Origin of the sequence: Sphingobacterium sp. UBA2480 (assembly GCF_002341965.1) — a bacterium.
Taxonomy (GTDB): domain Bacteria; phylum Bacteroidota; class Bacteroidia; order Sphingobacteriales; family Sphingobacteriaceae; genus Sphingobacterium; species Sphingobacterium multivorum.
Genome location: NZ_DDPA01000007.1, coordinates 1,266,456 through 1,290,096, shown reverse-complemented (window position 1 = coordinate 1,290,096; position 23,641 = coordinate 1,266,456). Strand labels below are relative to the sequence as shown.

The window sequence follows — 23,641 nt, the reverse complement described above, 5'->3', positions numbered from 1 at the left end:
TCGATAGACGACTTGCAGATCTGATTGTGACTTATTCAGTGGCTAACCATTGACGACTTCACCACCATTGGGATGTAAAACTTGACCACTCATAAAATGTGAATCTTCGCTAGCTAGGAATAGAAAGCTTGGTGCAATTTCATTTGGCATTGCTGCCCTTCCCATTGGGGAGTCGCTTCCAAATTCGGAATTCTTTTTAGGATCAAATGAAGATGCTATCAATGGAGTCCATACCGGCCCCGGCGCAACAGCATTGACCCTAATTCCTTTAGCTATAAGATTTGCTGACAAGCTTCGTGTGAAAGAAATTATTGCACCTTTTGTAGCAGAATAATCGATCAACTTTGGACTGCCTCGATATGCAGTCACCGAGGATGTATTAATGATGCTTGCCACCTTCTTAAGATAAGGCATAGCATACTTCGTAATCCAGAAATAGGAATAGAAATTATTCTGAAAAGTCTTGTGTAACTGTTCAGTGGTAATTTTTTCAATTGATTCTGTTTCCCAATGCAGCCCCGCGTTATTAACGATAATATCAACTTTCTTATGCGTTTTTATCGTAAATTCAATTACTCTTTTACAGTGATTTTCTTTTCCCAAATCACCTTTAATCAGCGTACATTTTCTAGAGAAGGATTCAACCTCCTTCTGGGTTTGTTTTGCATCTTTTGTTTCACTAAGATAGGCAATAACAATATCAGCTCCCTCCTTCGCAAATAACAAAGCTACAGCTTTCCCGATGCCGCTATCTCCTCCCGTAATTAATGCTACCTTATTTTTCAATTTTCCTTCTGCAGGATACTTTAACGGCGAAGTGTCAGGAACTGGTGTCATATTTATTTCTAATCCGGGTCGCTTTTGCTTTTGCAACGGTCGAATCTTTTTACTTGCTGCTTTTTTCATACCATTTTTTAGAATAATGACAGATAATAGCTGATTTCCAAAATGTGTAAGGGTCAGTGCAAATGGCAAAGTCCTAAAGTCTCGGTAATCTTTAGTAATCTGTATTGATAAATGGAGGTAATCGCCATTCTGCGAAAGAGTTTAACCGATTCATCCATAGAGTGAACAAATCCAAAGTCTGAAAGGTTTGGCAGCTATTTACATTTGCGCTATCGCTTTTGCCTTATCTTCAATTAAAGCCTTCTCATACTTAAATACAAACCCTTTGGTCAATAATCCCTCGTCACCTTTAAGTCGTTTTTGATTTGTGTAGCCTAATTCAAATTCTACTGAATGTCCTTGACTTACTTTTATCCTATCAAGTGTATCATTAAATGCAAATCTCTTTTTAGAATTTGTTGCTACAATGTGGTTAGGAGTCTCCCTGTCTAATTTTATTCCTGAGTTGTTTGCTTTTTCAATTAAGTTATTTATATCAGTGCACCTATGTTGGTCAAGCGATAAACAATATGCGCCTACTAGACAAGAGTCTTCGCGGATTCTTCTAATATCCAGAGCCCAAGAATTTCTTCCACCACGTCCGTCTCGCTTTGGGCAAGCTGTTGTTAGGTGCAGCAATTTTTCCCTCTTTCATTATTTCTGTCACGTCCATAATTAAACCTTCCACCATTGGAGAAAAGTTTCTGTACTTTTTATGCTGAACTTTTATAATATGATATGAGTTCTTAGATGTCTCGTCTGAGGAGTTATTTATTCTAATAATTATTCTGCAAAGTTGTTCAATACAATTTCGTACAATATTGCTGTTATCTGTTCCTTTTATTATGCTCTCAAGGATTTCAAGAGCTTTGGTATTTTCACCGGTCTCAACATATAACGCTGCCAATTCTTGATTGTAGACTTCGGTTAGAAAATCTTTATCATTTTTTTTGAGTGTCAATTTAAACGCTTCAATTTCTAAAGCCTTGTCGTTTGTATATTTCACGTATGTCCTATATAAACTTAGTTCTTCATAAGTCCACGCTCTTTCTTGATCGATCCATTCGGGTAGTTTCTTCAAAAATAGTTCCCGTTCATTTGTCGAATAGAGAAAATACAGCTCGTCATGAATTGGTAATTTGTAACTTCTGAAATAGGACTTTTTGTATTCTTTCCAATCGTCAATGTCTATTTGCGAATAAATACAACTTTCTTCAGCTTCTCCAATATACTTTAACAGTTCAGTTTTCTTTGGGTTGTCCGCTGTTTTTAAATATCGGTAAGTTTCTTTAATTCCTGCCGAAACCAAATATTCGCTATCAAATCCGATTCCGCTGTCAAAATCAATATTTTTAGCTTCAAAGAACAACCAAACAATTTCAGGTGAATTGAAAAGTGTCAGTATGAAGGCGCAGAAATATAAATTATCAACTTCACCGCCCTTTCCATATTTTCGCCATTCCATCTCTTCTGCAAAAAGAAATTTTACGATTTCATAGTCTGTCTGTTTAAGGTCATTGTAAATCGCAATATTGAGTCTTAATCGGTCAAAGTGTTTTGAATCTATAGCGTCTTTGTCAAAGCGATAATTGTCCAAGAGTTTTGGGTTCTGTCGGACTAATTCGAGTTCAGCTTTATAATTTTCTACTACTGTCACGGTGTCTTGGTGTTATTATACATAGCTCTCAAATATACGCAATTCAACAGATTAGAAAATGGATGCTTTGTGGAGATTTCGGGCATTGAGACCTCTCGCTTTTTTAGCTCGGTCAGAATTGCCCGAATTGAATGATCATCAGTTTTCGAAACAGATAATCAACGGTATCAAAATCTCCAATTAAGGGAAGATCATTACCCGTCGAGTGGCAGATATGACACATACTTTGTACTATAGGTTCGGGTGGCTTTCTGAAATTTTCAGCTCTTCATAAAATTACATATATTGGATTATTAAAATAAAGGCTATTCATAGTATAGTTGAATTGCAAAAGAAGTTAAACTATGACCTGACGGTAAATCTGATATCCGAAATATCGGTATTATTAAACTGAGTTCAGGCAGAATAAATCATAAGGCCGTATTATTGGCAATTGCAAATCAGGACTTTCCTTCAAGATTCCCGAGGTTAGAGGATAATCACATAATTTCGAACAAAGAGATTTACTTTATAAATATCAATAAAAAACTTATTTTAAATATGTACGACGACAGAGGTCTTGATGTTGTCGCTACTGATATTGAAGCACTGCGACCAATTTACGAAAAACATAGAGACTGGATCCTTGACTGTGACAGGGAGCAAATAGAAAAGCTCCTCAGTACTATCTCCCAATGATACGAGGATAGATGGAACGCCAGACAAGCCATCAATGCCGGAATAAAATTGAAGAAGTATTTCATCTCTAAGGCCAGCTTTGGAAACGTTCTGTGAAGTTTTCCTCATCCCACACGTCATAGACTTATAACCAACGACTTGGCAAAACAGATCCACTTTCGTATCTTCGATACGGCTACGATACTTCGCTAAGTCGCCACACCAGTTACCTGAAAACATACCACGACTCATCAAGACAACAAAATTGAATTTATGACACCGACGGAAAAACTAACATCCATTTTGACCGAACAATATATCTCAGAAGATTTTGTAATTGCAGACTTGATAGACGAACAAATTCAAAGCGGATTTGCGTGGGGCAAATTCGGATCAAACATTGACAAAGCAAAACGATGCGAAACTGAATTAATTTGGCTAATTGAGAAGTCAAAGGACTTTTATCAAAGCTATTTGGACGATAATGATAATAGGCAATCTGACAATGTTTAGGGAGTACAAATAAACCGTAGCATGAAATTCTTAAATCATTCATTTTAACGCTAGCTTTATGGAAACTAATGGAGCAACAGTAGTAATTTCTCACCATATCAGAGAAGGACGGGATCATGATTATGAGCGATGGCTGAATGAGATAGGACCGCTTTGTAGAAATGCAAGAGGACTTATCGACTGGCAGATCATTCGTCCGATTCAGGGGCTAACTTACCTGTATACAGTCATCATTCGGTTTGATACGATAAGTAATTTGAAACACTGGATGCAATCCGACGATAGAAAACAATTGATTGAAAAAATCCGTCCCCTTTTGGCGAAAGATGATAATTATTACATTAAAACGGGGCTTGATTTTTTATTTACTTCAGAAAATGGCACGATGAAGCCTCCAGTGCGCTGGAAGCAATTTTTGGTAACATGGTCGGCTATTTATCCTTTATCAATAGTAATTCCGATAATTTTACTTCCTATATTAAAAAGGCTGGGATTCCCTTCCATCCGGTTGGTTGATTCACTGTTTATATCTTGCGCTGTCGTTGCATTAATGGTCTATGTCATTATGCCTAACTATACGAAATGGATAAAAAAATGGCTTTATCGGTAAATTAAAATGATAGAAAATTTGTTATAGGAAACGACACCCAGCTTTACAAATTCTGCACTCATAAAACAATTACTTTGTGGTATTAAATATTGTGAGAAAATTCAGGGTTTATGAAATCAAAAAACCTTATCTGTTTTCATAATAATCTGTACGACGGTAATAATGTATGGTCGAATTAGATTTTTTCATCCTATTATTATAGTCTTTTTTAAACAGAAACGCTATAATCACAATAAATACGAACAATGATAAATAGACAAATAATATATCGCATAGCCAAGATCCTTGCAGATAAAAAGAATCGTCTGCAAGAAAAAACTTTTGCTGTTCAATATTTTGTGGATTGTAAAACAATATGTATTCCTTATCGGATATTTTTCTCTTTGCTCTGTCAAACAGTTCAGTCCGCATCTCTTCAAAACGTCGCTGGCCCATAACAGGTAAAAATGCATAGCGCTTTTCCGCCTTATCTAATTTCCGCAAATACAGCTGTCCGTTCGCAGTATACCGGTATTCGATACTTAAATACGCATATTTTGTTTTTCCTCTTTGTATTTTAGACTCGAAGTTTATGATAGCGGGTGCTGTAGCAGCCCAGCTCGGATGCGTCAGCGCAAACTCTTTACGTTCCAAAGATGGACTTACAGAAAAAAGGGAAATTATTAAAATATAAACTGCTACCAATAGGATCCCAAACGCCACGCGCTTGCCACCTTGCATCGTTATGCGTCTTCCATTCACATCATAGTGGGCTTCCCGGCCATCGCTATTACCTAATTTGCTAAGGACTATTTTTTGTAAAAGGAAATAAAGCAAAGAAGAGCATACCAGCGCATAAATAAAATAACGGTAACTATTACCCCAAAAAACGATGACAACGATGAAGGCAGCAGCCACCAACCATTGCAGAAATTTCCCAATTGATTTCATAAGACTTTGTTCAGATTTAAGCACCAAGCATAGTAATAACTTTTATAGTTTATTCCGTTACAGTTCCCAATTATTCAAGAATAAAAATAAGGTATTCGACAATATCCATAGCCCCCTATTTAAAATCCGTGAGCAGAAAATTATGATTCGCTGTACAGTTGTAAATTTTTGTAACCTGGATCAAGGAGCGGAAGTACCACTTCCTTTTTATCATCCTGAAAATTACAGCAAAAGCTTATCGAATGAAAGTACCTTGTCCATTCAAACTTTAGCGCGAGACAATCTTTTTTCGTTCATAAATATTCAGAAAGACTTTAACGGTTATGTTTTTATTCAGGAAAGTGTCTTTCAATCAATTTTAAACCAATCCCAATTGGAGAGCAAATTAAAAGAATCCGGTAGTGAATTACTAATTTTCAAAAGAAGGAACCGCATTTCAGATAATCGGATTTCATTGCATAGATCATGCGAGGCATCTCTGCTGGGTTCCAGAGTGTGTTATGATAAACTTTGAAGACGCAATGAGGGTCATCCAAATATTGAGTCAGTCAATAGAAATTTTAGCGATGAGTCCCAGAAAAATACATTGTTTTCTATCTTTATAAGACGCCAATAATCATAATCTATTTTTTCACTGACAACGCAATTTTGGCTAGTTGTATCGGTAAACTGGCGTCCAGATGATCTTCCTCCATCCAGATTGCTGATAAGCCTACCCATGCGATTACCCAGTCTAGCATTCTATGGAAATCAATATTGGTCTCTTGGCCAATTACCTCAATTTGTCTAACGAGTCGACCTTTATCTAAAGCGACTTCTTTATAAGGGTTACACAATATGTTTGCAAAGTCGAAGGCTCTATCGCCACATAATGCTTTTGGATCTATTGCTAACCAACCGTTAACATCCGAATAAAGGATGTTTTCATGGTGAAGATCTCCGTGAAGCACACAGAGTTCAGTTTGGTTAGAAAGTAATCTACTTGCTACTAAAGCAGACTCTTTTAAAATTTCATCGGAGAAATTTATTTCGTTTAAAAGTGGGGCAAACCAATCCATTAGAGAAATTAAAGGGGGTAATTCTTTTCCTTGAGAACTATGGAGCTTATTAGCGGTCTGGCAAATGATACGAGTTGCTTCGTTGTCTTGACCCTGCTTTACTAAATTTATCAATGATACATTATTTTCATTTTCTATTCTCTCGAGTAGAATGGCTTTAGAATCTACTTTTAAAACTTTGGCTGCGGCTTTACCATCCCACCACTGCAAAAGTTTTGACGCACGAAGTTCTTCTTCTATAAATGGAATTTTGAGCATTGCTTTTAATCCGTCATAAACACAGGGTTGTAATAAGCTTGAATTTGTTCTAAAACTTGCTCCTTCCCGTGAAAGATTCCATTTTTTGATATATAACGCTAGTATTGGTTCAGTCATTTAATGGTTTTATAAAATTTACATCCTTGACTTTAATTGCCTTAAGATATTAGCAAAGAAGTAAATTACACAAAACCATTCGAATCATAAGCGCCCAGTGTAAGAAATTGTAAGTACAAATAAATGTAACATGGTTTTTTGTGCATTCTTTTTTCATATATTTAGTTGATATTCTCATAGAAATAAACGAAAGTAAGCGATATGGATACAGGATAATGTAGATATCCCCTATCAATTAGAAAAGTCCAACTATAGCTTTAGGAAAAATAGTCTATTGGCCAGACATATTGGGAAAGCTAGATAACAATGGGCCGAGCGAACTTCGAGGAACTTGGAAATTAAGGTCAGAATACCGCAAATGCACCTGTATGAATAGTATAAAGGATATTCTTTTAGTATTGGATTTGGACGAAACATTGTTGTACGCGACAAAAAATAAGTTGATACAGCAGGAAGACTTTGTTATAGGGCCATATTATGTATATGTCCGTCCAAATTTAACCTATTTTTTAACAAAGATGGCTGGAGATTTTAAACTGGCCATTTGGAGCTCTGCGGATGATAGTTACGTGCAGGAACTCGTTGATAAAATAAAACCAGCCGCTGTCAATTTTGAGTTTATCTGGGGACGATCGCGCACGACAAAAAAAAGAATGAGTGTGACTGATGAATACTATTACGTAAAAAGGTTATCCAAAGTAAAACGCAAAGGCTTCTTATTGGAAAAAACGCTTATTATTGATGATACGGCTGAAAAATCAATGTTGAACTATAGCAATGCAATCCAAATAGTTGAATTTGTAGGAAATACTAACGATGGCGAGCTACTCCTACTGGCTTCCTATTTAAAGAAATTTAAAAATGTCGAAAATGTCAGGAGAATCGAGAAAAGATATTGGAAGAGTGAAGTTTTTGCAGATTACGTGTAGGATTCAGCTATAAAATTAATCGAAATAGCGAATATATTTTTTGCTGTCCCCTTACCGAGATAATTTCCGACTTGTATATTTATATTTACGAACGAATGATATTAGAGATCAAATTCAGACGCGCATTAAAAACTGACCTCAAGTTTCTGCTGGACCTCAGAAAACAGACCATGACTCCGCATTTAATTGCCAGTTCATTACCCATCTCAGAAAAAGCGCATTTACAAAGGATTGATTATAAATTTGAACATGCCTTAATAATTGAAATGGAAGACATTCCTATTGGGCTTTTAAAAGTGGATAGACAACACGATAATATTGATCTGATACAAATTCAGATCACACCCAACTACCAAGGTAAAGGGGTCGGTAGGAAAATATTGAATGATTTGATAAAGGAAGCTATTGAAACAGAGAAATCGATCACATTAAGTGTCTTAAAAACCAATCAGGCTAAAAAACTATACTTAAACGTTGGTTTCAAAATTGTTGGTGAGACGGATAATTCCTATCTTATGCTATCTGATGCCCACAAGAAAAGGTCTGTTTAACAGGCCTGCTATCGTATCCTTTTGGTCAATCCATTATTTGGGGCGACTCAATAAGGAATATCCCTTCTCACATGCATGAAGTATTTTCGGAGCCACCTTACGATACAAACGGATTTAAAATTTAGGATACCATCGGCTGCTAAGATTAAGGAATATAAAACAATTTTAGAAAAGTCGATCAACAGCCGAAGCATCCAAACTAAAAATTACATAAAAAATAAAAGTAGGTATATTTACTTTTGTATCAGGTAAAACAACGACTAATGTACGATACTTTAATCAACTATATCAATTCGCGGGTCTCCAGACCCCTAACCTTAGATGAAATCGGGATCCTAAAAAATAATTTTGTGCACCGTAAAATCAAAAAACGTCAAACATTTTTGCAGGAAGGTTACATAAGTAATAACATGGGATTCCTTGTCAAAGGTGCTATGAAAAAATACAGTATAGACGCTAAAGGTACCGAGCACATCATGAGTCTTTATATTGAAGGCTGGTGGGTCGGTGACCGTGAAAGTTTTGCAAAAATCACACCCTCCGCCTTCTATATTGAAGCTTGTATAGATACTGATTTGCTTGTATTGACAAAAAATGCCGCAGAAAATGTATTTTCTCTTCCAATCATGAATGAACTTACACGCCTATTGGATGAAAATTATTCTTATGCAAGCCAAAAAAGAATAAATGCTGCCCTAAGTATGACTGCTGAAGAACGTTATAATATGCTCATTGATAGCTATCCTGAATTTACACAGCGATTTCCACAGCAGCTGATTGCATCTTATCTAGGTATTACCAAAGAAACGCTGAGCAGAATCAGGTCCCGGGCAGTCAAAAAATAATCAGGATTGATTTACCATGGGAATTACTTTTGTTCCGATTAATTCAATAGCTCTGAATGTATCTTCCTTGCTCAGTCCTGGGTTATCCATCTGAAATGTAAATCTTGAGATACCACCCAATGCCTCACTATGTCGCAATATCTTTTCTGCAACTTCTTCGGGACTGCCAATAACATAGGCGCCAGTCGGCTCAGCTTGGGCCTCAAACATTTCCCGCGTTGGCGTCGACCAGCCTCTCTCCTTTCCAATTTTGCCCATCATTTCCTGATACCCCGGAAAATAAAGATTTTTAGCCTTTGATGTTGTATCCGCGACAAAACCGAGTGAATGTAATCCTACTTTAAGCTTCTCCCGAGGATGTCCGGCTTTTTGTCCGGCCTCATAATATAAATCTATCAAAGGCCGAAACCGATGGGTTTCACCGCCGATGACGGCTACCATTAATGGGAGCCCCAGTATTCCGGCTCGAATAAATGATTGTGGCGTACCTCCCACTCCTATCCAAACAGGGAGTTGCTCCTGCACCGGCCTCGGATATACTGCCTGTTGTTTCAGCTCTGCCCGGAATTTTCCCTTCCAGGTTACTGTTTCATGATCACGTAATTCTAGAAGCAATTTGACTTTCTCCTCGAATAGTGCATCATAGTCTTGCGTGTTGAACCCAAATAACGGAAAAGCATCAATAAATGATCCTCTTCCGGCTACAATCTCAGCCCGCCCTTTAGAAATAATATCCAATGTTGCATACTCCTGGAATACCCTTACCGGATCCGCCGCACTCAGTACAGTAACCGCACTCGTTAGACGGATATGCTGAGTTCTAGCGGCCGCTGCAGCCAGTATAACTGCTGGTGATTCATCTAAAAATTCTTTTCTATGATGTTCCCCGAGCCCGAAGACATGCAAGCCTGCCTGATCTGCAAACGCTATCTTTGACAATAGGGCTTCCATTGCTGTTATATTTTCCGCTGAACTCAACCCACCATCATATGCTCCGGTAGCGATAAAACTATCTATTCCTATTTCCATAATTACTTTTAATCTGATAGACTTCCCTTATTGAAAGCTATTCAAATTTCTATTTTTCCGACGGCTTAAAACGATGATCTAGATCAAAAAAGATGTTTTTTCATTTTAGATTGGCACTTAAAGGAGCATGCATTGAACAATGCAATCTGATAAGTCTATCAACTCGAATCTTTCTTAATTCTTGCTCATCGCTTTCATGGCTAGACCAGCGGCCACTCCTCCGATCACATACCAGGCCACGGTCATTAACTTGGTACGATCAGTCTTTTTTATTGGCTTGGCATCCAGTCCGGCCTGTTCAGGAATAGTCAGTGTTGCCAGACCAACTACTGTTCCGAGCAGCGCTCCTTTGAGCAGCATATTTTTCTGACCTCCATATCCGATGAGGGTATATAACATGGCATTGGAAGCTACATCTGCCCCAAAAGTTGCCGCCACCAGTGCATTACCCTTTGGCGGTTTAAATCCAGCAAAACGCACTGTTTTCTGCATCGCTTCTTCGCCTACTTTATCCACTTCTGGTGCTTTGGGATCGAATCTCTTGGCAGCACTATGGACCACATTGAGTACGAGCGCACCGATCAATCCGCCCAACATATTTTTATTAAATCCATTCATATTTTGCTTTTTACGTTTTCAACCTTTTTTGTACTGTTTTTGTGCAGTTATTCTGAGAACAATGGACAAACTAAAATCGTTTAATCAAATCCACAGACGAAATTTTTGCTACAATGTATTAAGCTTTCAGGACAGTCCAGAGAAGTTTGTTCAGAACTGGCAAATCGATCGTTTGCTCTTGCGGAGGATGGTTGCAGAAATACCTCACCCTATATTGAAGTAACTTTTCGGAAGATTATTTTAAGTTTTCTTTTGTGAATGCTGCGATGTCCCGAAAAGCTTCTCTGGTTTCTCTTAAAACAGCTCCCATATGCAAAAAACCATGGACCATCTCTTTGTAATGAGTAATTTTGACTGGTATTTCGGAGGTTTTCATATTCGCTGCCAATTGTTTTCCTTCATCCCGCAAAGGATCGTGTTCAGCCAATAAAATCAACGTTGGAGGCGTATTTTTAAAATCTTTAATCAAAAGAGGAATTGCCATGGGGTTCTGTTGATCCATTGGGTCGGTTAGATACCAATTCCAGGCTTTTATTCCTTCCTCTTTATTAATAATCGGACCATTTTCATAGTCTTTCCATGACTGTGTATTTAATTGATTATCAGCTGCCGGATAAATCAACACCTGAAACCTCAAATGCTCACCAAGCCGTGTCGAAACTCCTACGGCTAAGGCTGCCCCCGCACTGTCGCCAATAATTCCGATCATATTTTTATCGATGTTTAAAGAGTCCGAATTATTAACGACCCACTCAGTCGCTGATTGAGCATCATCGAAACCAGCCGGAAAAGGATACTCTGGCGCCAGTCGATAGTCGACAAAAACAATGGCAGAACCCGTAGCATTGGCCAATTGACGGACAATAGCATCGTGCGTCTCAAAACTTCCCGAAATAAACCAACCGCCATGAAGATAAACGATAGCCGGTGATTTTTCATTTATAATTTCATTGGGTCGGTATATTCTCACAGGAATTTCGTGATTCTTGCTACGAATATTAAATTCTTCTATCATTTTCACTGCTTCTTTTTTGCCGCTGAGCTGAATGGCCATTGTCTCATATCCTTTGCGGCTTATATCTAATGAATTTATGCCGTCAAACACATGAAGCTTGTTCAGGTTTTCAATTATTTTAGTTATTTCAGGAGTCAATTTAGTTGTATTCATTTCTTTACTATGATTTATGTTTTTATTGAAAATCATTCCCGGTATCACGCGTATTCCGAGAATCTTTTTGATAGGCTATCAAAATTTCAAGTAAAATTAAATAGAAGTCATACATTTACTATAATACACCGCTGAATGTATGTTACTAACAAATTTGTAAGTAATATTTTAGGCAATATTAGGATATGGTACCAGAAGACTAAATAAGAGCTATTATGTTTCCCATAGATCATGAATTTACAATGGTATATACATTATATATACTTCTATTTTCCTATATTATCTATCGAATTTTAGCAGCTGGCAACGGAGAAAAAGTTCGACTGATATTTATTGTGTGTATTAGCCTTATAGCTAATGTTTTTCTTTATATAGATCCTGCTGATTTTCAAGGTGGAGCATCATTAGTGGTACTATTTTACTCATTAATTATTTGGGTGTTAACCTTCCTAGCAACAGCTGTCAATTACATTTTTTCAAGTTGGAAAAAGAAAAATTAGCTATCGTAGTTATGGAAAAAGAAAGAAGTCAAAAAACTATACGGACTCAAAGAATCATCCATATATGCCGAATGCTATGTTGCCAACCTGTTTATGTTTTTTTTATTTTGGAAGATTGAAATCCACTTAAAATAATTGACACTAATACAAGTAAAATTCCAACTATTAAAAATGGAATCCAAGATATGAAGCAAAATTCTGATAATTCTATTATGAATGAGCTATAATCACCTCTCGAAGCAAACATTCCGACGCCAAATAATAACATTAGAATTGACGAAAGACATAATGTTATTCCAATGAAGAATAATTTTCTACGATGTGACATTTTATTCGGTGTTTTCAGGTTCATAGCTTCCCCAAGCCGATCTTAGGATAATTATATCCTCAAATTTCCTCCCCTTCGACGTAATTGGAAGTGGGTACTACCATAGAATTCTACTTTTCAACTGTGAAATTAATATGAACATCCACAATTTACTCAAGCCAGTATCACTACGATTATTGACTAATTTTAATACTAAGATAGTAATTGTCTTTAGTTCTTTTAGCTGTTTATTAAATAATGGAAGCGAAATCATTTTACATCTCAATTTATCCACTGAGCGTGTTTCAAATACGCTCAGTTTATGTTGTTTGGTGTACAGTACCACGTGCTAGCTAAACTCCTGACGCGGATTTATACGTGTTTTTCAAAAAAAACAGGCTGTTTTTCATTGGTTTTAGTTTTATAGATTAAATTGGACAACAATATTTGGAATACAACACTATATGGGAAAACGTGCGTCAGGCATTAATGAATTAAATATATATCTTAAGGCTTTAAATTCTGCTTATTCAGGCATTATTATCACCGATAATTTGCAGCATGATAATCCGATTATCTATTGCAATAAGGCCTTTGAAAACATCAGTGGTTATTCACACGATGAAATTATCGGCCACAATTGTCGCTTTTTGCAAGCGCAGGATCGTTCTCAACCTGAACGCTACATCCTCAAAGATTGTATCAAAAATGGTGAAGAATGTAAGATCGAAATTCGCAATTACCGCAAAGACGGAACACTTTTTTGGAATGAGCTTTTCATTTCACCTGTGAAGAATGAGGCCGGCCAGGTGACGCACTTTATTGGTGTTCAAAATGATATTACCTCGCGTAAAAAGGCCGAACACGAACTTCGGGAGGAAAAAAACAATGTTGAGATCAAAATACAGCAACGGACCAAAGAATTGCAGGAGAAGGAAAGCTTCCTCTCGAGCATGATTGAAACGGTTCGCGAAAGTCTTCTAGTACTCGATGGCAATTATACTGTGCTGAGTGCAAATAAACATTTTTTAACATCATTTCACGTCTCCTCAGAAGAGACTGTAGGAAAATTATTGTTTGATCTGGGCAATAAGCAATGGGATATCCCCTCCTTGAAGGAACTTCTTACGCATATTTTACCAACCAGCAATCCCGTAATTGACTACGAAGTAGAACATGTATTTCCGCATATCGGCCGCAAAGTGATGTTATTAAATGCCTATCGCATAGAGTTTGAAGGGCAATATAAAGACCGTATCCTGATCGCCATTGAAGACATCACCGAGAAAAAAGAACAGGATCTACGTAAAGACGATTTTTTGTCCGTCGCTAGTCATGAACTAAAGACGCCCCTAACGACCATTAAGGGGCTTGTACAGATTCTGCAACGACTTAGTATAGACCATTCCGACAATAAATTTGTCAGTACACTGGATAAAATTTCGGCCTATATAGATCGACTGAATATATTGATTACTAAATTACTAGACACCTCAAAAATACAGTCTGGCCATATTGAGCTCCACATGGAGCCATTTGCCATAGATCATACAATTCGGGAAGCCATTGACAATATAATGGTAGGTGTACCTGGTTACAAAATAAACCTATTAGGCTCCACAGATGCTACAGTTAGCGGCGATGAATTACAAATTATTCAGGTAATCAATAATCTGTTGTCCAATGCGATCAAATATTCACCGGGTTCAAATAGAATCGACGTTGCCATTCACAGGGTTGCCAATTTTGTCAAGATCTCTGTACGAGACTATGGCATGGGAATAGCAAATGTCGACAAGCAAAAAATATTTGAGCGCTTCTTTCGCGCCGGCCATACCCAAAAGAAATTTCCGGGATTAGGTATTGGACTTTATGTTTCGCACGAGATCATAACGCATCACAACGGAACCCTTTGGGTAGAAAGCGAACCCGGAGAAGGTTCTACTTTTAATTTCACATTACCAATAATGAGGACAGAAAACGATGGAAAGTAAGAAAATAATGATCTGTGACGATGACCAAGGCATTGTTGAGATGCTGGAATTATTCTTGGATCTGGAGGGTTACCAGGTCTTAAGCGAAACAAACAGTACAAATCTGACCAAACAGCTCATAGCATATCAGCCAGATCTTTTGTTATTGGATCTCTGGATGCCTGTGCTTTCGGGCGACCAGCTGATTAAAATCATACGCAATACACCCGAAATCAAAAATATACCTATCCTTGTTCTATCCGCCAGTGTAGATGGTCGCGATGTTGCCGAAGGACTTGGCGCAAACGGATTTATTGCGAAACCTTTTGATTTAAATGAAATTACATCCAGTATTCACGACGTATTGGCTAGTTAAAAGTATAGTACAATCTCCTAATTTCGTCCGACTTCGTTGGGTAGGCCCTGCTGGCACACAAAACTATACAGTCGAAAATCCGGATATCCTTGATTTCTTGATCACTAGCGGTTTTTCCAATAAATTAGAAACTTTGACCGCTAGGTTGTTGTTATAATAATCAAAAATGTGACTTAAATAAAGTAAAATATCATGGCAAAAAAACAACAGAACTCAAAACAGGAAATTGCGAACTTTTTAGGTGAAATGATTTCATTCAGAAACGCATTGAAGCTGACCCATTGGTCGATAACAGGAAAAGGGAGCTATGAGGCTCATATTTCTTTAGACCAAGCGATTGAGTCTCTTATTGATATTACAGACAGACTGGTGGAAACCACTTTTTCATTGGAAGGTACACTTGATATCGTGATTCCCCAAACGTCAAAACCGGCTAATTACATCAAATACATTGAGGATTTTTACAAGCAAGTTGAAAACAAACGAGAAGGACTTTTTAAGGAAAACTTCTCACAATCCATTATTGATGATGCGCAAGAAGCTGTCCAACAGTTATTGTTCAGATTAAAAAGATTGGAGTAATGCCCATGTTCGGGAGCTTTTCCTGAGTAACGGTCGAACCTATATTCGGCCGTTTTTTTATAGATTAAATTGAGTAACCAATTGCTCTCCCCTCCAGTAACAAAAATAATAGCACGCTATTTTTACTAGCCAACGTCTTGATTACTGCATTTTTTAATGATTTTATTTTCTTGCAAAGAGCAAGAAAATAAAAGAGAAATTTTGGATAAACTAAAATACTTTACCAACTAGAGCAATTAGGGGTATTATCCTAAAATTCTTTTTAAAATTATTGTCCGCAGTCTATCTTCGTTTTGATCACCCCAGTGTCCTAATGCGGAAATTATGGGTATTAAACTCATCCCTAAATCTGTAAGCGAATATTCAACTTTTGGAGGAACGACAGGATATATTTTCTTCATGACTAGCTCATGATCTTCCAGTTCTTTCAGCTGTATATTCAGCACCCGTCTGGAGGCGTCTGGTATCTTACGCTGCAATTCACTCGGTCTTTTATGTCCCTGGTCAATAAACCAGAGCAAGCGTATTTTCCATTTTCCGTAAAGCACTTCACCTATCAAGTCGAGACCGCAATTTAGGTTCGGAATTATTTTTCTCTCATACATATTTTCAAAATTAAGGGTATGTTCCGATTTGTACAATAGGGGAAAAATTTATCCCTATATGAATCGAAATTCCGTACTTGCACAGGCTGGTTTTATACCTCAATTTTGTCCTATAAACAATTTGTAAAAATGGAACAATTTAATTTCAACAACGAATTATCAGACAAGATTGCCTTGGTAACAGGGGGTACAAAAGGCACTGGAAGAGCAATCGCGGAAAGACTATTACAGGCTGGAGCAACAGTTGTGATTACCGCAAGAAACGTCCCCGACCTGGAAAACAGCAAGCTGCATTTCATTGCTTCCGATCTGAGTACAGCAGAAGGGGCTCAAAAAGTGGTGAGCGAAGTGCTTTCGAGCTATGGTAGACTAGACATCTTGGTAAACAACCTTGGTGGATCTTCTACCCCCGCAGGAGGATTTGCTGTGTTAAGTGATGAGGATTGGGAATCGACACTGCAAGCTAACCTTTTGGCTCCGATCCGTCTAGATAGGAGCTTTTTACCGCAGATGATAGAACGCCAAAACGGTGTGATCATCCACATTGCTTCTATTCAGGGCAAATTACCCTTATATGATTCAACATTACCTTACGCAGCGGCAAAGGCTGGATTGAGGAACTACAGCAAAAGCTTATCGAACGAGGTTACTCCTAAAGGTGTCCGTGTACTGACGGTTTCGCCTGGCTGGATCAATACCACCGCATCTGAAGCCTGGCTAGGCGAAATTGCAAGAAATTCGAACAGTACTATAGAAGAGGCGCAACAGGGCGTAATGGATGCACTGGGCGGGATCCCTTTCGGGAGACCTGCAGAGCCTGCAGAGGTAGCTGAACTTGTTGGCTTTCTAGTTTCACCAAGAGCCAGCTATCTAACGGGGACAGAATACGTAATTGACGGCGGAACATTACCAACCATTTAATAATCTTCCTAAGATTTGAAAATATGAATTTACCAAACATTATCTCCGAACTCCTGAAAGCACAAAACAAATTTGACAGTGGTGCTTATGCGAATTGTTTTACTGAAGATGCAGAAGTATTTGATGAGGGAAAAAAACACAAGGGAAAAATTGAAATTAGAAACTGGATTGACAAAGCTAACAAAGAATACGGGGCGACCATGGCACCATTAGATTTTAATGAAAGCGAAAATATTTTATCAGCAGAGACTGCAGGCACATTTCCTGGTAGTCCCGTTGTTTTGAGATATCATTTCCAGTTGTTTAATGATCGAATTAAATATCTGAAAATAACAACTTAACAGTGCAATATATTATTGGCGCCGATAGTAGCATTGTCCACCTTTGGATTATTATTCAAAGTATTCAATAGGAAATCTGGGGTAATTATTTACTTTTTTAGTATCTTAACAGTAAACAACCATCCTATGCCAAAAAAAATTATTAGAAATCTTCAGATCGGTGTAATGCTCTCTTTAATACTGCTGATTACGGGTTCTATAGCCTCTTATATTAGCATACATAAGCAGATGGAAAGTAGGCAAAGCCTCTTAAAAACGAAGGAATCTATCAGTTTAATAAAGGATATTTTAAACACGCTGTTAAATGCTGAAACTGGCAATCGGGGTTACCAGCTTACCGGCAAGGAAGAATTTCTTGAACCGTTGGATAAAAGCGGGAAAGAATATCCCCTGCTTATTGCTGACAAAGAAAGGTTTAATCTTAAAGATAAACTCCAAATTAATATCTTTCATGAACTGCGGCACACCTCAGACCTGCTGATGAAAGAATATGCCTCGCTGATTAATAATCGTAAAAAGGGTATATTAATGACCCCAGAAGAGCTTGAACAAAACAAGCAGATCATGGATAAATGTCGAATGCTTGTTCAGGAATTTGTAAAACATGGAGAAAGTCAGCTTGCTATAAAAAATGAAGACCTGAATAACTCCACCAAACGGACCGTTTTGTTCATTATATTTTCTGCAGTTGCGGCAATCGGTGTCACCATTTTCGTCTATATTCAACTAAAATCTGACATAATGCGCCGGGACAGGTTGGAAAAAGATCTGTTTTATACGAAGGAAATGCTCGAGGAAACAAGTGCGGTTGCCCAAGTGGGAGGCTGGGAAGTCAATATGAAAAGCGGAAAACTCACTTGGTCTCAAAGTGTGCGAGAAATTCATAAAACTAACATTAATTTCCAACCAACTTTTGAAAATGCCCTTGGATTTTACGAAGGAAAAAATAGAGAGCGAATAGAATATCTATTTGACAGAGCAGTACAACAAGGAATTTCTTTTGATGAGGAGCTGCAACTCATGCGTAATGACGGCGTTACGATTTGGGTAAGGATAAAGGGTATTCCCGAATTTGAAAATGAAATATGCCACAGGGTTTTTGGAATTATTCAGGACATTGATGCCTTCAAAAAAATGTTTCTGGAGGTTGCCGAGAAGGAGGCTATGATGCAGTCCTTTGCCACTGATGTTCCTATTCCATTGGCAATGTTTGACAAAGCCCTTAACTACGTTGCTGTAAGTAGTAGATGGCGAGATGAATTTAGTATGAATAATGTCGATCTTATCGGCAATAATCTATTTACAATATCGCCTAATATTCCAGAAGAAAGAAAAAAAATTTACAGAAATGCGCTTTTGGGAGAAACGTACATCGATGGGGATTTTGCGGTAAAGGTGGAAGGTAAAGAAGAAATTCAGCATTACGACCTTAAAGTCGGGCCGTGGTATCTTACAAAAGATGAGGTTGGAGGTATAATTATTTCCATACAGAATATTACAAATGCCGTTAAAATAAACGAAGAACTGAAAAGCGCTAAGGAAACTGCTGATATAGCCAGCAGAGCGAAATCCGAATTTCTGGCCAATATGAGTCATGAGATCCGTACGCCTTTGAACGGAGTTATTGGATTTTCAGACCTCCTCCTCCGTACACCGTTGAATGAAACACAAACACAATATCTGAATTACATCAACGAATCAGGAGAAAACCTGCTCAGCATCATCAATGATATTCTAGATTTTTCTAAAATAGAATCCGGAAAAATGGAACTTTTGATCGAAAAAAGTGACGTGTATGATATGTTAAGTCAAGTCATCAACGTGATTCTTTATCAATCCCAGAAAAAAAACATCGAACTTCTTCTCAACGTTGAGCCGGGCCTCCCAAAAACACTCTTTATTGATGAAGCCAGGTTAAAACAGATCTTGATCAATCTACTAGGGAATGCTGTGAAATTCACAGAAAAGGGTGAGATTGAACTAAAAGTTGAGAAATTGCGCATGGATAATCAGACGATTGCTTTGCGTTTCTCGGTAAGAGATACAGGGATAGGCATTCCTATTGAGAAACAGAAATATATTTTTGATGCCTTTACCCAGGAAAACAGTTCAATCAGCAAGCGATTTGGCGGTACGGGGCTGGGGCTAACGATCTCAAACAATATCCTGGGCTATATGGGGAGTCATTTATCTCTAAAAAGCGAGATAGACAGCGGATCTGTATTTTTCTTCGATCTTACGGTTCCATACGAAATGTCTGAATGGAAAGAAGAAGATGAAACGGCTATTAAAACGGCATTAGTGGTAGATGATAATGAAAGCAACAGGGTCATCCTTGAACACATGCTTACCTATAAAAATATCAAATCCACATTGGCTTCTAACGGCATGGAAGCACTGGATATCATGTTGAAGGGTGAGCGGTTTGATGTGATTTTGATGGACTATCATATGCCTATCATGTCTGGATTGGAAACAATTGAGAAAATAAAAGCCTTGTTAAATCAGCGAAAGGAGATCGCTCCATTTATAGTACTTTCTTCTTCTTCGGAAGAACTGGATATACTTACCTCGGTTAGGAAAATAGAAAATACACATTTGCTGTTAAAGCCTATAAAATCACATGATCTATACAAAACCCTAAAAAAGGTAGACAGAAGTACTGTATTAGAAATTATTCAGGATCAGCCAGAGAAAGATTCGCATGCATTTGCACGAGAATTAGATGTGCTTTTGGTTGATGATAACCCAGTAAATATGGTCCTGAACAATAGGATAATGAAGTCTCTAGCTCCCAACATACATTTAACGGAAGCTGCAAACGGTTTACAAGCTTTGGAAGAATGCAGGAAAAAGCAGTTTTCCCTTATTATTATGGATGTACAGATGCCGATAATGAGTGGTATTGAGGCGACACAACATATTAGAATGTTGTCAGGCTATCAACACATACCGATCATAGGCGTTACAGCCGGAAATGTGCTGGGAGAAAAAGAAAAATGTCTTGAATCCGGAATGAATGACTTTCTTCCTAAACCAATACGGCGGGCAGACCTTCTCGAAGTACTCAAAAAATATATTAGTGTTTAATAGTTATAGAAATAGGAGTGCTTAGCATATAAATGAGTTCATATTATCGCGCCATCTATAATTTATCGTCCACCAAAGTGCTTATAATACATTTGGTAATACTTATCCTATGTCAAGCTTGAGTTTTGGATACTAAAGCTTAATTTTGGTTATCACAACAAAAATTATAAAACCGCCAATTTGGAAAATTACAGTATTACAACAACTCTGCATTCACCTGCAGAAAAAGTACTCGGTACATTGATCAATGACATTCCACTATGGTGGACTGAAATTTTTGAAGGCATTTCAAATAAACAAAGGGAATCTTTTACGACTCTTTTTGGAGAACCAATAGTTAACCAATTTCGCCTACAGGAGCTCCAAGCAAACACAAAAGCCGTGTTTTATAGCATCCTCTGAGTTATTTTGCCGGTAGTAGGAAATTTACACCCGTTTGAAAAGCAATCCCGCCAAATCTATTTTCGGTTGCAAAATTCTGCGTTACCCGGGCCATTATACCGATTTTATGAGGTACCACCCAATACGATCCGAATGCACCTATTCCAGCATTTTGGTCAGAAAGAAAACTTCCTTCTGTTCCCTTGTCATCGGATACTTGTTTTGAATAGTTACCAAATAACCCTACTTCATCTCCCCGAGAATTCAGTAGATATGAACCACCTAAATCAAAAGTAAGATGACTTCCTTCTTTAAAGTCAGTGTTTTTTTGCCACTGATTGATCTCTAATGTAGGAGCAATACTTAAATTGATCTTGGAAGTTGGTTTATATTTAAGAGCACCACGGATATTATGTGACCAATATCCATGCCCCCCATTATCTAAACTACCATGCTCGTATTTCCCAGTCGGCGCCCATAGGCCATAATTTAATGCATATTGAAACTTCCCCTGCTTCCATGATAACCAGATTGGCTGTACATACATGTCGCCAAATCCTAAACTCTTATTGGTAAAAACATATCTTCCAGGACCTGTCTGCTGCGAATAGTAGTCCAACGCAATATTGGCGGTAGGACTGTTTACTGTCGGAATAACCATCAGTCCCCAATTGGCGCCCAAGATCTTCCCCTTTCCTCCGTAAATTGCCATCAGGATAAAAGAATGCGTGATCACCTTTTGTTCAATTTGTAAAGTAGTAGGATTTCCAGGAACCGGATTAATCAATTGATCTGTCTTTTTACCCTGACCATTGAAATAATTCATATTGGCATAACCATACCATACTGGTATAATCAACCCTTCATGCGGAGCAAAATAATCGTTGGGATTAAACGATGAACCGTTGTAATGCCCCTGACCATAAACTTTCATCATGGAAAGGATAAATAGAAACACATAAAATATCTTTTTCATATGACGAATCATTAATCCCTTATAATATCATTCAAAATGCAAACAACTCTACGCGTGTTTTGTTGCATTTTCCAGATAATTTCCACTTTATATTCATCCTCCTACTCGCGCAGCGCTTAAATGTATTAAAGACGATATTCGATCACAGCGAATTAAGCAATAATTATTTAAAAAGTATTTGGATAATATTTTACGAGCCAGATGTAATATTTCACATGGCATAACTGTCTTAAAGCAAAATCTATTTTATAAAATCGTAGAACAACGCTTTTCAAGCACAAAATTACAGTTGACATTGATAAAATAAAGCTATTTACTTAAACTAAAACCCCCCAATGAAACTATTATTTAACCTCCTTCTTTTCATGCTATTGACCACCTGTGTATTCGCGCAGACAGCTTCTACGACATGGCATAAATTCCTCTCAGACTTTAAGAATTTAGAACAGGAATATAATAATTATTACCCGGCAAAGGATTATCAAAAAGCAACCACAGTATTAAATGCCATATCGGCCAAAATGGACAGCTTACAGCTGTCTGAAAAAGAAAAGCAGGAATATCAAACTACGATAAGTGAAATTAATGCGAATATAAACTACAACCTTGCTTGTTTACAATCATTACTCAATCAAAAAAAACAAGCTATTTCAAGTTTTGAAAAGGCAATTTTGTGGGGATATACCGACTATCGTAATGCTTTAAATGATCATGATCTAAATAATATTCGTAAGGAAAGTAAATTTTTAAAAGCATTAGCCCAACTGAAGCAATACGATAAATTAACCCTGCTGCAGCAATCTGGAGGATATGTTTCTGCAAATAGTGACTCTTTGCCGACATTTACTTACGAGGTAACAAGCAATCGTAATTTATCAGCGGTAAAAAGTTTTTTCAACCTGGACTCGATAGCTGGTAATGGCGACGAAATTTCCAAAATCCGTAATATCATGTTTTTTGTGGCAAACAACATCAAATATGACGGCAGCAATTGGGCGCTATGTGAATTTGACGCAATTGATTTTTACAACTACCACAAGGCAACAGGAAAAGGTATCAACTGTCGGCACAAAGCGATGACGTTAAATGAAATGTATCTCGCTATGGGATTTAAGTCACGCTATGTTACGTGCATGCCAAAAGACGACAAAGATACTGATTGCCATGTAATCAATAGCGTATATGCTGAAACTCTAAAAAAATGGCTGTGGATGGATCCTTCCCATGGCACATTTGTGATGGACGACAACAACAATTTACTGAGCATTGAAGAAGTCAGGGAGCATTTAAAAAATAATCAATCGCTCAAGCTAAACCCAGAGTCCAAAGTAAATAAACTTTGGTACCTGGATTATTATATGGCAAAGAATTTATATTGGATTCAATGCACAAATAAAAGCCAGTTTAACACAGAAAGTAGATATAGGCCTGCCGACCCTGATCTGCAGTACATTTCTTTAGTTCCAAGCGGGTTTAACAAAAGCAATAACAAATATTTAAAAAACAATGTGATTACATTCGATCCTGCCTACTTCTGGAGATCTCCGCAATAAATAACAACATACTCATCTTTATTAACGATTTTTGCAAATTTTACATTCGCTAATTGGCTTACTACAATGAAAATTAGTGCTAGGAGATTTTTGTGATTCATTTTTTATCATATTATTGCTCATCATAATTTGGGAACGTTTCGAAATAGAATTTTAATTTCTAGCTCAGACTCGAAGGCTTTGACTTTACGTGAATGCCCGTCATTACCGC

General features: G+C 37.5%; 22 protein-coding genes. 12 read left to right on the top strand and 10 right to left on the bottom strand.

The features are described 5' to 3' along the window. Positions 1–42 precede the first annotated feature (42 nt). From B3600_RS18670 to B3600_RS18660, 3 genes are all read right to left on the bottom strand, one after another. Positions 43–906, bottom strand: coding sequence for an SDR family oxidoreductase (locus tag B3600_RS18670; protein WP_286753959.1), 864 nt, complete (start codon positions 904–906; stop codon positions 43–45). 198 nt (positions 907–1,104) lie between these two features. Then, complete coding sequence (locus B3600_RS18665) at positions 1,105–1,524, bottom strand: RNA 2'-phosphotransferase (protein WP_286753958.1); 420 nt, start codon at positions 1,522–1,524, stop codon at positions 1,105–1,107. Further along, positions 1,451–2,542 carry a hypothetical protein gene (locus B3600_RS18660; protein WP_286753957.1) on the bottom strand — a complete coding sequence of 364 codons (1,092 nt, stop codon included), beginning with the start codon at positions 2,540–2,542 and terminating at the stop codon, positions 1,451–1,453. Before B3600_RS18660 ends, B3600_RS18665 begins: the two co-directional genes overlap by 74 nt. A 426-nt stretch (positions 2,543–2,968) precedes the next feature. Here B3600_RS18660 and B3600_RS25655 point away from each other — a divergent pair, with 426 nt between their 5' ends. Both B3600_RS25655 and B3600_RS18650 read left to right on the top strand, forming a co-directional pair. After that, positions 2,969–3,220, top strand: a complete 252-nt coding sequence (locus tag B3600_RS25655) for a DUF3885 domain-containing protein (protein WP_422663610.1) — start codon at positions 2,969–2,971, stop codon at positions 3,218–3,220. A 550-nt stretch (positions 3,221–3,770) separates the two neighbouring features. Further along, positions 3,771–4,322, top strand: coding sequence for a hypothetical protein (locus tag B3600_RS18650; RefSeq protein WP_286753955.1), 552 nt, complete (start codon positions 3,771–3,773; stop codon positions 4,320–4,322). Positions 4,323–4,448: 126 nt separating this feature from the next. Here the strand turns inward: B3600_RS18650 and B3600_RS18645 are convergent, their stop codons facing one another. Together B3600_RS18645 and B3600_RS18640 are read right to left on the bottom strand one after the other, a co-directional pair. Then, on the bottom strand, positions 4,449–5,252 hold the full coding sequence (locus tag B3600_RS18645) for a hypothetical protein (RefSeq protein ID WP_286753954.1): 804 nt from the start codon (positions 5,250–5,252) through the stop codon (positions 4,449–4,451). A 623-nt stretch (positions 5,253–5,875) separates the two neighbouring features. Beyond that, a complete protein-coding gene (locus tag B3600_RS18640; RefSeq protein WP_286753953.1) occupies positions 5,876–6,685 on the bottom strand; it encodes an aminoglycoside phosphotransferase family protein in 810 nt (269 codons plus the stop codon). A 368-nt stretch (positions 6,686–7,053) separates the two neighbouring features. Between B3600_RS18640 and B3600_RS18635 the strand changes: the two genes are divergently transcribed. The 3 genes from B3600_RS18635 to B3600_RS18625 all read left to right on the top strand — a co-directional run bounded on the left by B3600_RS18635 (position 7,054) and on the right by B3600_RS18625 (position 9,010). Beyond that, the gene (locus B3600_RS18635; protein ID WP_286753952.1) at positions 7,054–7,614 is read left to right on the top strand and encodes an HAD family hydrolase; all 561 of its coding nucleotides are present in this window, start codon (positions 7,054–7,056) and stop codon (positions 7,612–7,614) included. A gap of 95 nt (positions 7,615–7,709) precedes the next feature. Further along, positions 7,710–8,165: a GNAT family N-acetyltransferase gene (locus B3600_RS18630; RefSeq protein ID WP_286753951.1), complete on the top strand. Its 456-nt coding sequence runs from the start codon at positions 7,710–7,712 to the stop codon at positions 8,163–8,165. Between the two features lie 263 nt (positions 8,166–8,428). Beyond that, positions 8,429–9,010: a Crp/Fnr family transcriptional regulator gene (locus B3600_RS18625; protein ID WP_286753950.1), complete on the top strand. Its 582-nt coding sequence runs from the start codon at positions 8,429–8,431 to the stop codon at positions 9,008–9,010. Here B3600_RS18625 and B3600_RS18620 read toward each other — a convergent pair whose 3' ends face one another. From B3600_RS18620 to B3600_RS18610, 3 genes are all read right to left on the bottom strand, one after another. After that, complete coding sequence (locus B3600_RS18620; protein ID WP_286753949.1) at positions 9,011–10,039, bottom strand: LLM class flavin-dependent oxidoreductase; 1,029 nt, start codon at positions 10,037–10,039, stop codon at positions 9,011–9,013. Positions 10,040–10,213: 174 nt separating this feature from the next. Beyond that, positions 10,214–10,657 (bottom strand): hypothetical protein, encoded by a 444-nt coding sequence (locus tag B3600_RS18615; RefSeq protein ID WP_286753948.1) that lies wholly within the window; start codon positions 10,655–10,657, stop codon positions 10,214–10,216. A gap of 235 nt (positions 10,658–10,892) precedes the next feature. Further along, positions 10,893–11,825 (bottom strand): alpha/beta hydrolase, encoded by a 933-nt coding sequence (locus B3600_RS18610; RefSeq protein WP_286753947.1) that lies wholly within the window; start codon positions 11,823–11,825, stop codon positions 10,893–10,895. A gap of 1,271 nt (positions 11,826–13,096) precedes the next feature. Here B3600_RS18610 and B3600_RS18605 point away from each other — a divergent pair. From B3600_RS18605 to B3600_RS18595, 3 genes are all read left to right on the top strand, one after another. Then, positions 13,097–14,626: a PAS domain-containing sensor histidine kinase gene (locus B3600_RS18605; protein WP_286753946.1), complete on the top strand. Its 1,530-nt coding sequence runs from the start codon at positions 13,097–13,099 to the stop codon at positions 14,624–14,626. After that, complete coding sequence (locus B3600_RS18600; RefSeq protein WP_286753945.1) at positions 14,616–14,981, top strand: response regulator; 366 nt, start codon at positions 14,616–14,618, stop codon at positions 14,979–14,981. The genes B3600_RS18605 and B3600_RS18600 overlap by 11 nt, the downstream gene beginning before the upstream one ends. Before the next feature lie 192 nt (positions 14,982–15,173). Next, on the top strand, positions 15,174–15,563 hold the full coding sequence (locus B3600_RS18595; RefSeq protein WP_046672983.1) for a DUF5856 family protein: 390 nt from the start codon (positions 15,174–15,176) through the stop codon (positions 15,561–15,563). A 245-nt stretch (positions 15,564–15,808) separates the two neighbouring features. Here the strand turns inward: B3600_RS18595 and B3600_RS18590 are convergent, their stop codons facing one another. Further along, complete coding sequence (locus tag B3600_RS18590) at positions 15,809–16,168, bottom strand: winged helix-turn-helix transcriptional regulator (RefSeq protein WP_286753944.1); 360 nt, start codon at positions 16,166–16,168, stop codon at positions 15,809–15,811. 129 nt (positions 16,169–16,297) lie between these two features. Here B3600_RS18590 and B3600_RS18585 point away from each other — a divergent pair, with 129 nt between their 5' ends. The 3 genes from B3600_RS18585 (at position 16,298) to B3600_RS18575 (ending at position 20,520) form a co-directional block, all read left to right on the top strand. Continuing rightward, positions 16,298–17,089 carry an SDR family oxidoreductase gene (locus B3600_RS18585; protein ID WP_115049220.1) on the top strand — a complete coding sequence of 264 codons (792 nt, stop codon included), beginning with the start codon at positions 16,298–16,300 and terminating at the stop codon, positions 17,087–17,089. Between the two features lie 23 nt (positions 17,090–17,112). Further along, positions 17,113–17,430: a nuclear transport factor 2 family protein gene (locus B3600_RS18580; RefSeq protein ID WP_286753943.1), complete on the top strand. Its 318-nt coding sequence runs from the start codon at positions 17,113–17,115 to the stop codon at positions 17,428–17,430. A 126-nt stretch (positions 17,431–17,556) separates the two neighbouring features. Further along, positions 17,557–20,520, top strand: coding sequence for a response regulator (locus B3600_RS18575; RefSeq protein WP_286753942.1), 2,964 nt, complete (start codon positions 17,557–17,559; stop codon positions 20,518–20,520). 403 nt (positions 20,521–20,923) lie between these two features. Here B3600_RS18575 and B3600_RS18570 read toward each other — a convergent pair whose 3' ends face one another. Continuing rightward, positions 20,924–21,877: a SphA family protein gene (locus B3600_RS18570; RefSeq protein WP_286753941.1), complete on the bottom strand. Its 954-nt coding sequence runs from the start codon at positions 21,875–21,877 to the stop codon at positions 20,924–20,926. Between the two features lie 335 nt (positions 21,878–22,212). On the opposite strand from B3600_RS18570, the gene B3600_RS18565 reads away from it, so the two are divergent. Next, positions 22,213–23,430 (top strand): transglutaminase-like domain-containing protein, encoded by a 1,218-nt coding sequence (locus B3600_RS18565; RefSeq protein WP_286753940.1) that lies wholly within the window; start codon positions 22,213–22,215, stop codon positions 23,428–23,430. The last annotated feature ends 211 nt before the right edge of the window (positions 23,431–23,641 follow it).

Coding starts and splice junctions, on each gene's coding strand:
- B3600_RS18670 (WP_286753959.1), bottom strand. CDS start 906: ATGAAAAAAGCAGCAAGTAAAAAGATTCGACCGTTGCAAAAGCAAAAG.
- B3600_RS18650 (WP_286753955.1), top strand. CDS start 3,771: ATGGAAACTAATGGAGCAACAGTAGTAATTTCTCACCATATCAGAGAA.
- B3600_RS18645 (WP_286753954.1), bottom strand. CDS start 5,252: ATGAAATCAATTGGGAAATTTCTGCAATGGTTGGTGGCTGCTGCCTTC.
- B3600_RS18640 (WP_286753953.1), bottom strand. CDS start 6,685: ATGACTGAACCAATACTAGCGTTATATATCAAAAAATGGAATCTTTCA.
- B3600_RS18635 (WP_286753952.1), top strand. CDS start 7,054: ATGAATAGTATAAAGGATATTCTTTTAGTATTGGATTTGGACGAAACA.
- B3600_RS18630 (WP_286753951.1), top strand. CDS start 7,710: ATGATATTAGAGATCAAATTCAGACGCGCATTAAAAACTGACCTCAAG.
- B3600_RS18625 (WP_286753950.1), top strand. CDS start 8,429: ATGTACGATACTTTAATCAACTATATCAATTCGCGGGTCTCCAGACCC.
- B3600_RS18620 (WP_286753949.1), bottom strand. CDS start 10,039: ATGGAAATAGGAATAGATAGTTTTATCGCTACCGGAGCATATGATGGT.
- B3600_RS18615 (WP_286753948.1), bottom strand. CDS start 10,657: ATGAATGGATTTAATAAAAATATGTTGGGCGGATTGATCGGTGCGCTC.
- B3600_RS18610 (WP_286753947.1), bottom strand. CDS start 11,825: ATGAATACAACTAAATTGACTCCTGAAATAACTAAAATAATTGAAAAC.
- B3600_RS18605 (WP_286753946.1), top strand. CDS start 13,097: ATGGGAAAACGTGCGTCAGGCATTAATGAATTAAATATATATCTTAAG.
- B3600_RS18600 (WP_286753945.1), top strand. CDS start 14,616: ATGGAAAGTAAGAAAATAATGATCTGTGACGATGACCAAGGCATTGTT.
- B3600_RS18595 (WP_046672983.1), top strand. CDS start 15,174: ATGGCAAAAAAACAACAGAACTCAAAACAGGAAATTGCGAACTTTTTA.
- B3600_RS18590 (WP_286753944.1), bottom strand. CDS start 16,168: ATGTATGAGAGAAAAATAATTCCGAACCTAAATTGCGGTCTCGACTTG.
- B3600_RS18585 (WP_115049220.1), top strand. CDS start 16,298: ATGGAACAATTTAATTTCAACAACGAATTATCAGACAAGATTGCCTTG.
- B3600_RS18580 (WP_286753943.1), top strand. CDS start 17,113: ATGAATTTACCAAACATTATCTCCGAACTCCTGAAAGCACAAAACAAA.
- B3600_RS18575 (WP_286753942.1), top strand. CDS start 17,557: ATGCCAAAAAAAATTATTAGAAATCTTCAGATCGGTGTAATGCTCTCT.
- B3600_RS18570 (WP_286753941.1), bottom strand. CDS start 21,877: ATGAAAAAGATATTTTATGTGTTTCTATTTATCCTTTCCATGATGAAA.
- B3600_RS18565 (WP_286753940.1), top strand. CDS start 22,213: ATGAAACTATTATTTAACCTCCTTCTTTTCATGCTATTGACCACCTGT.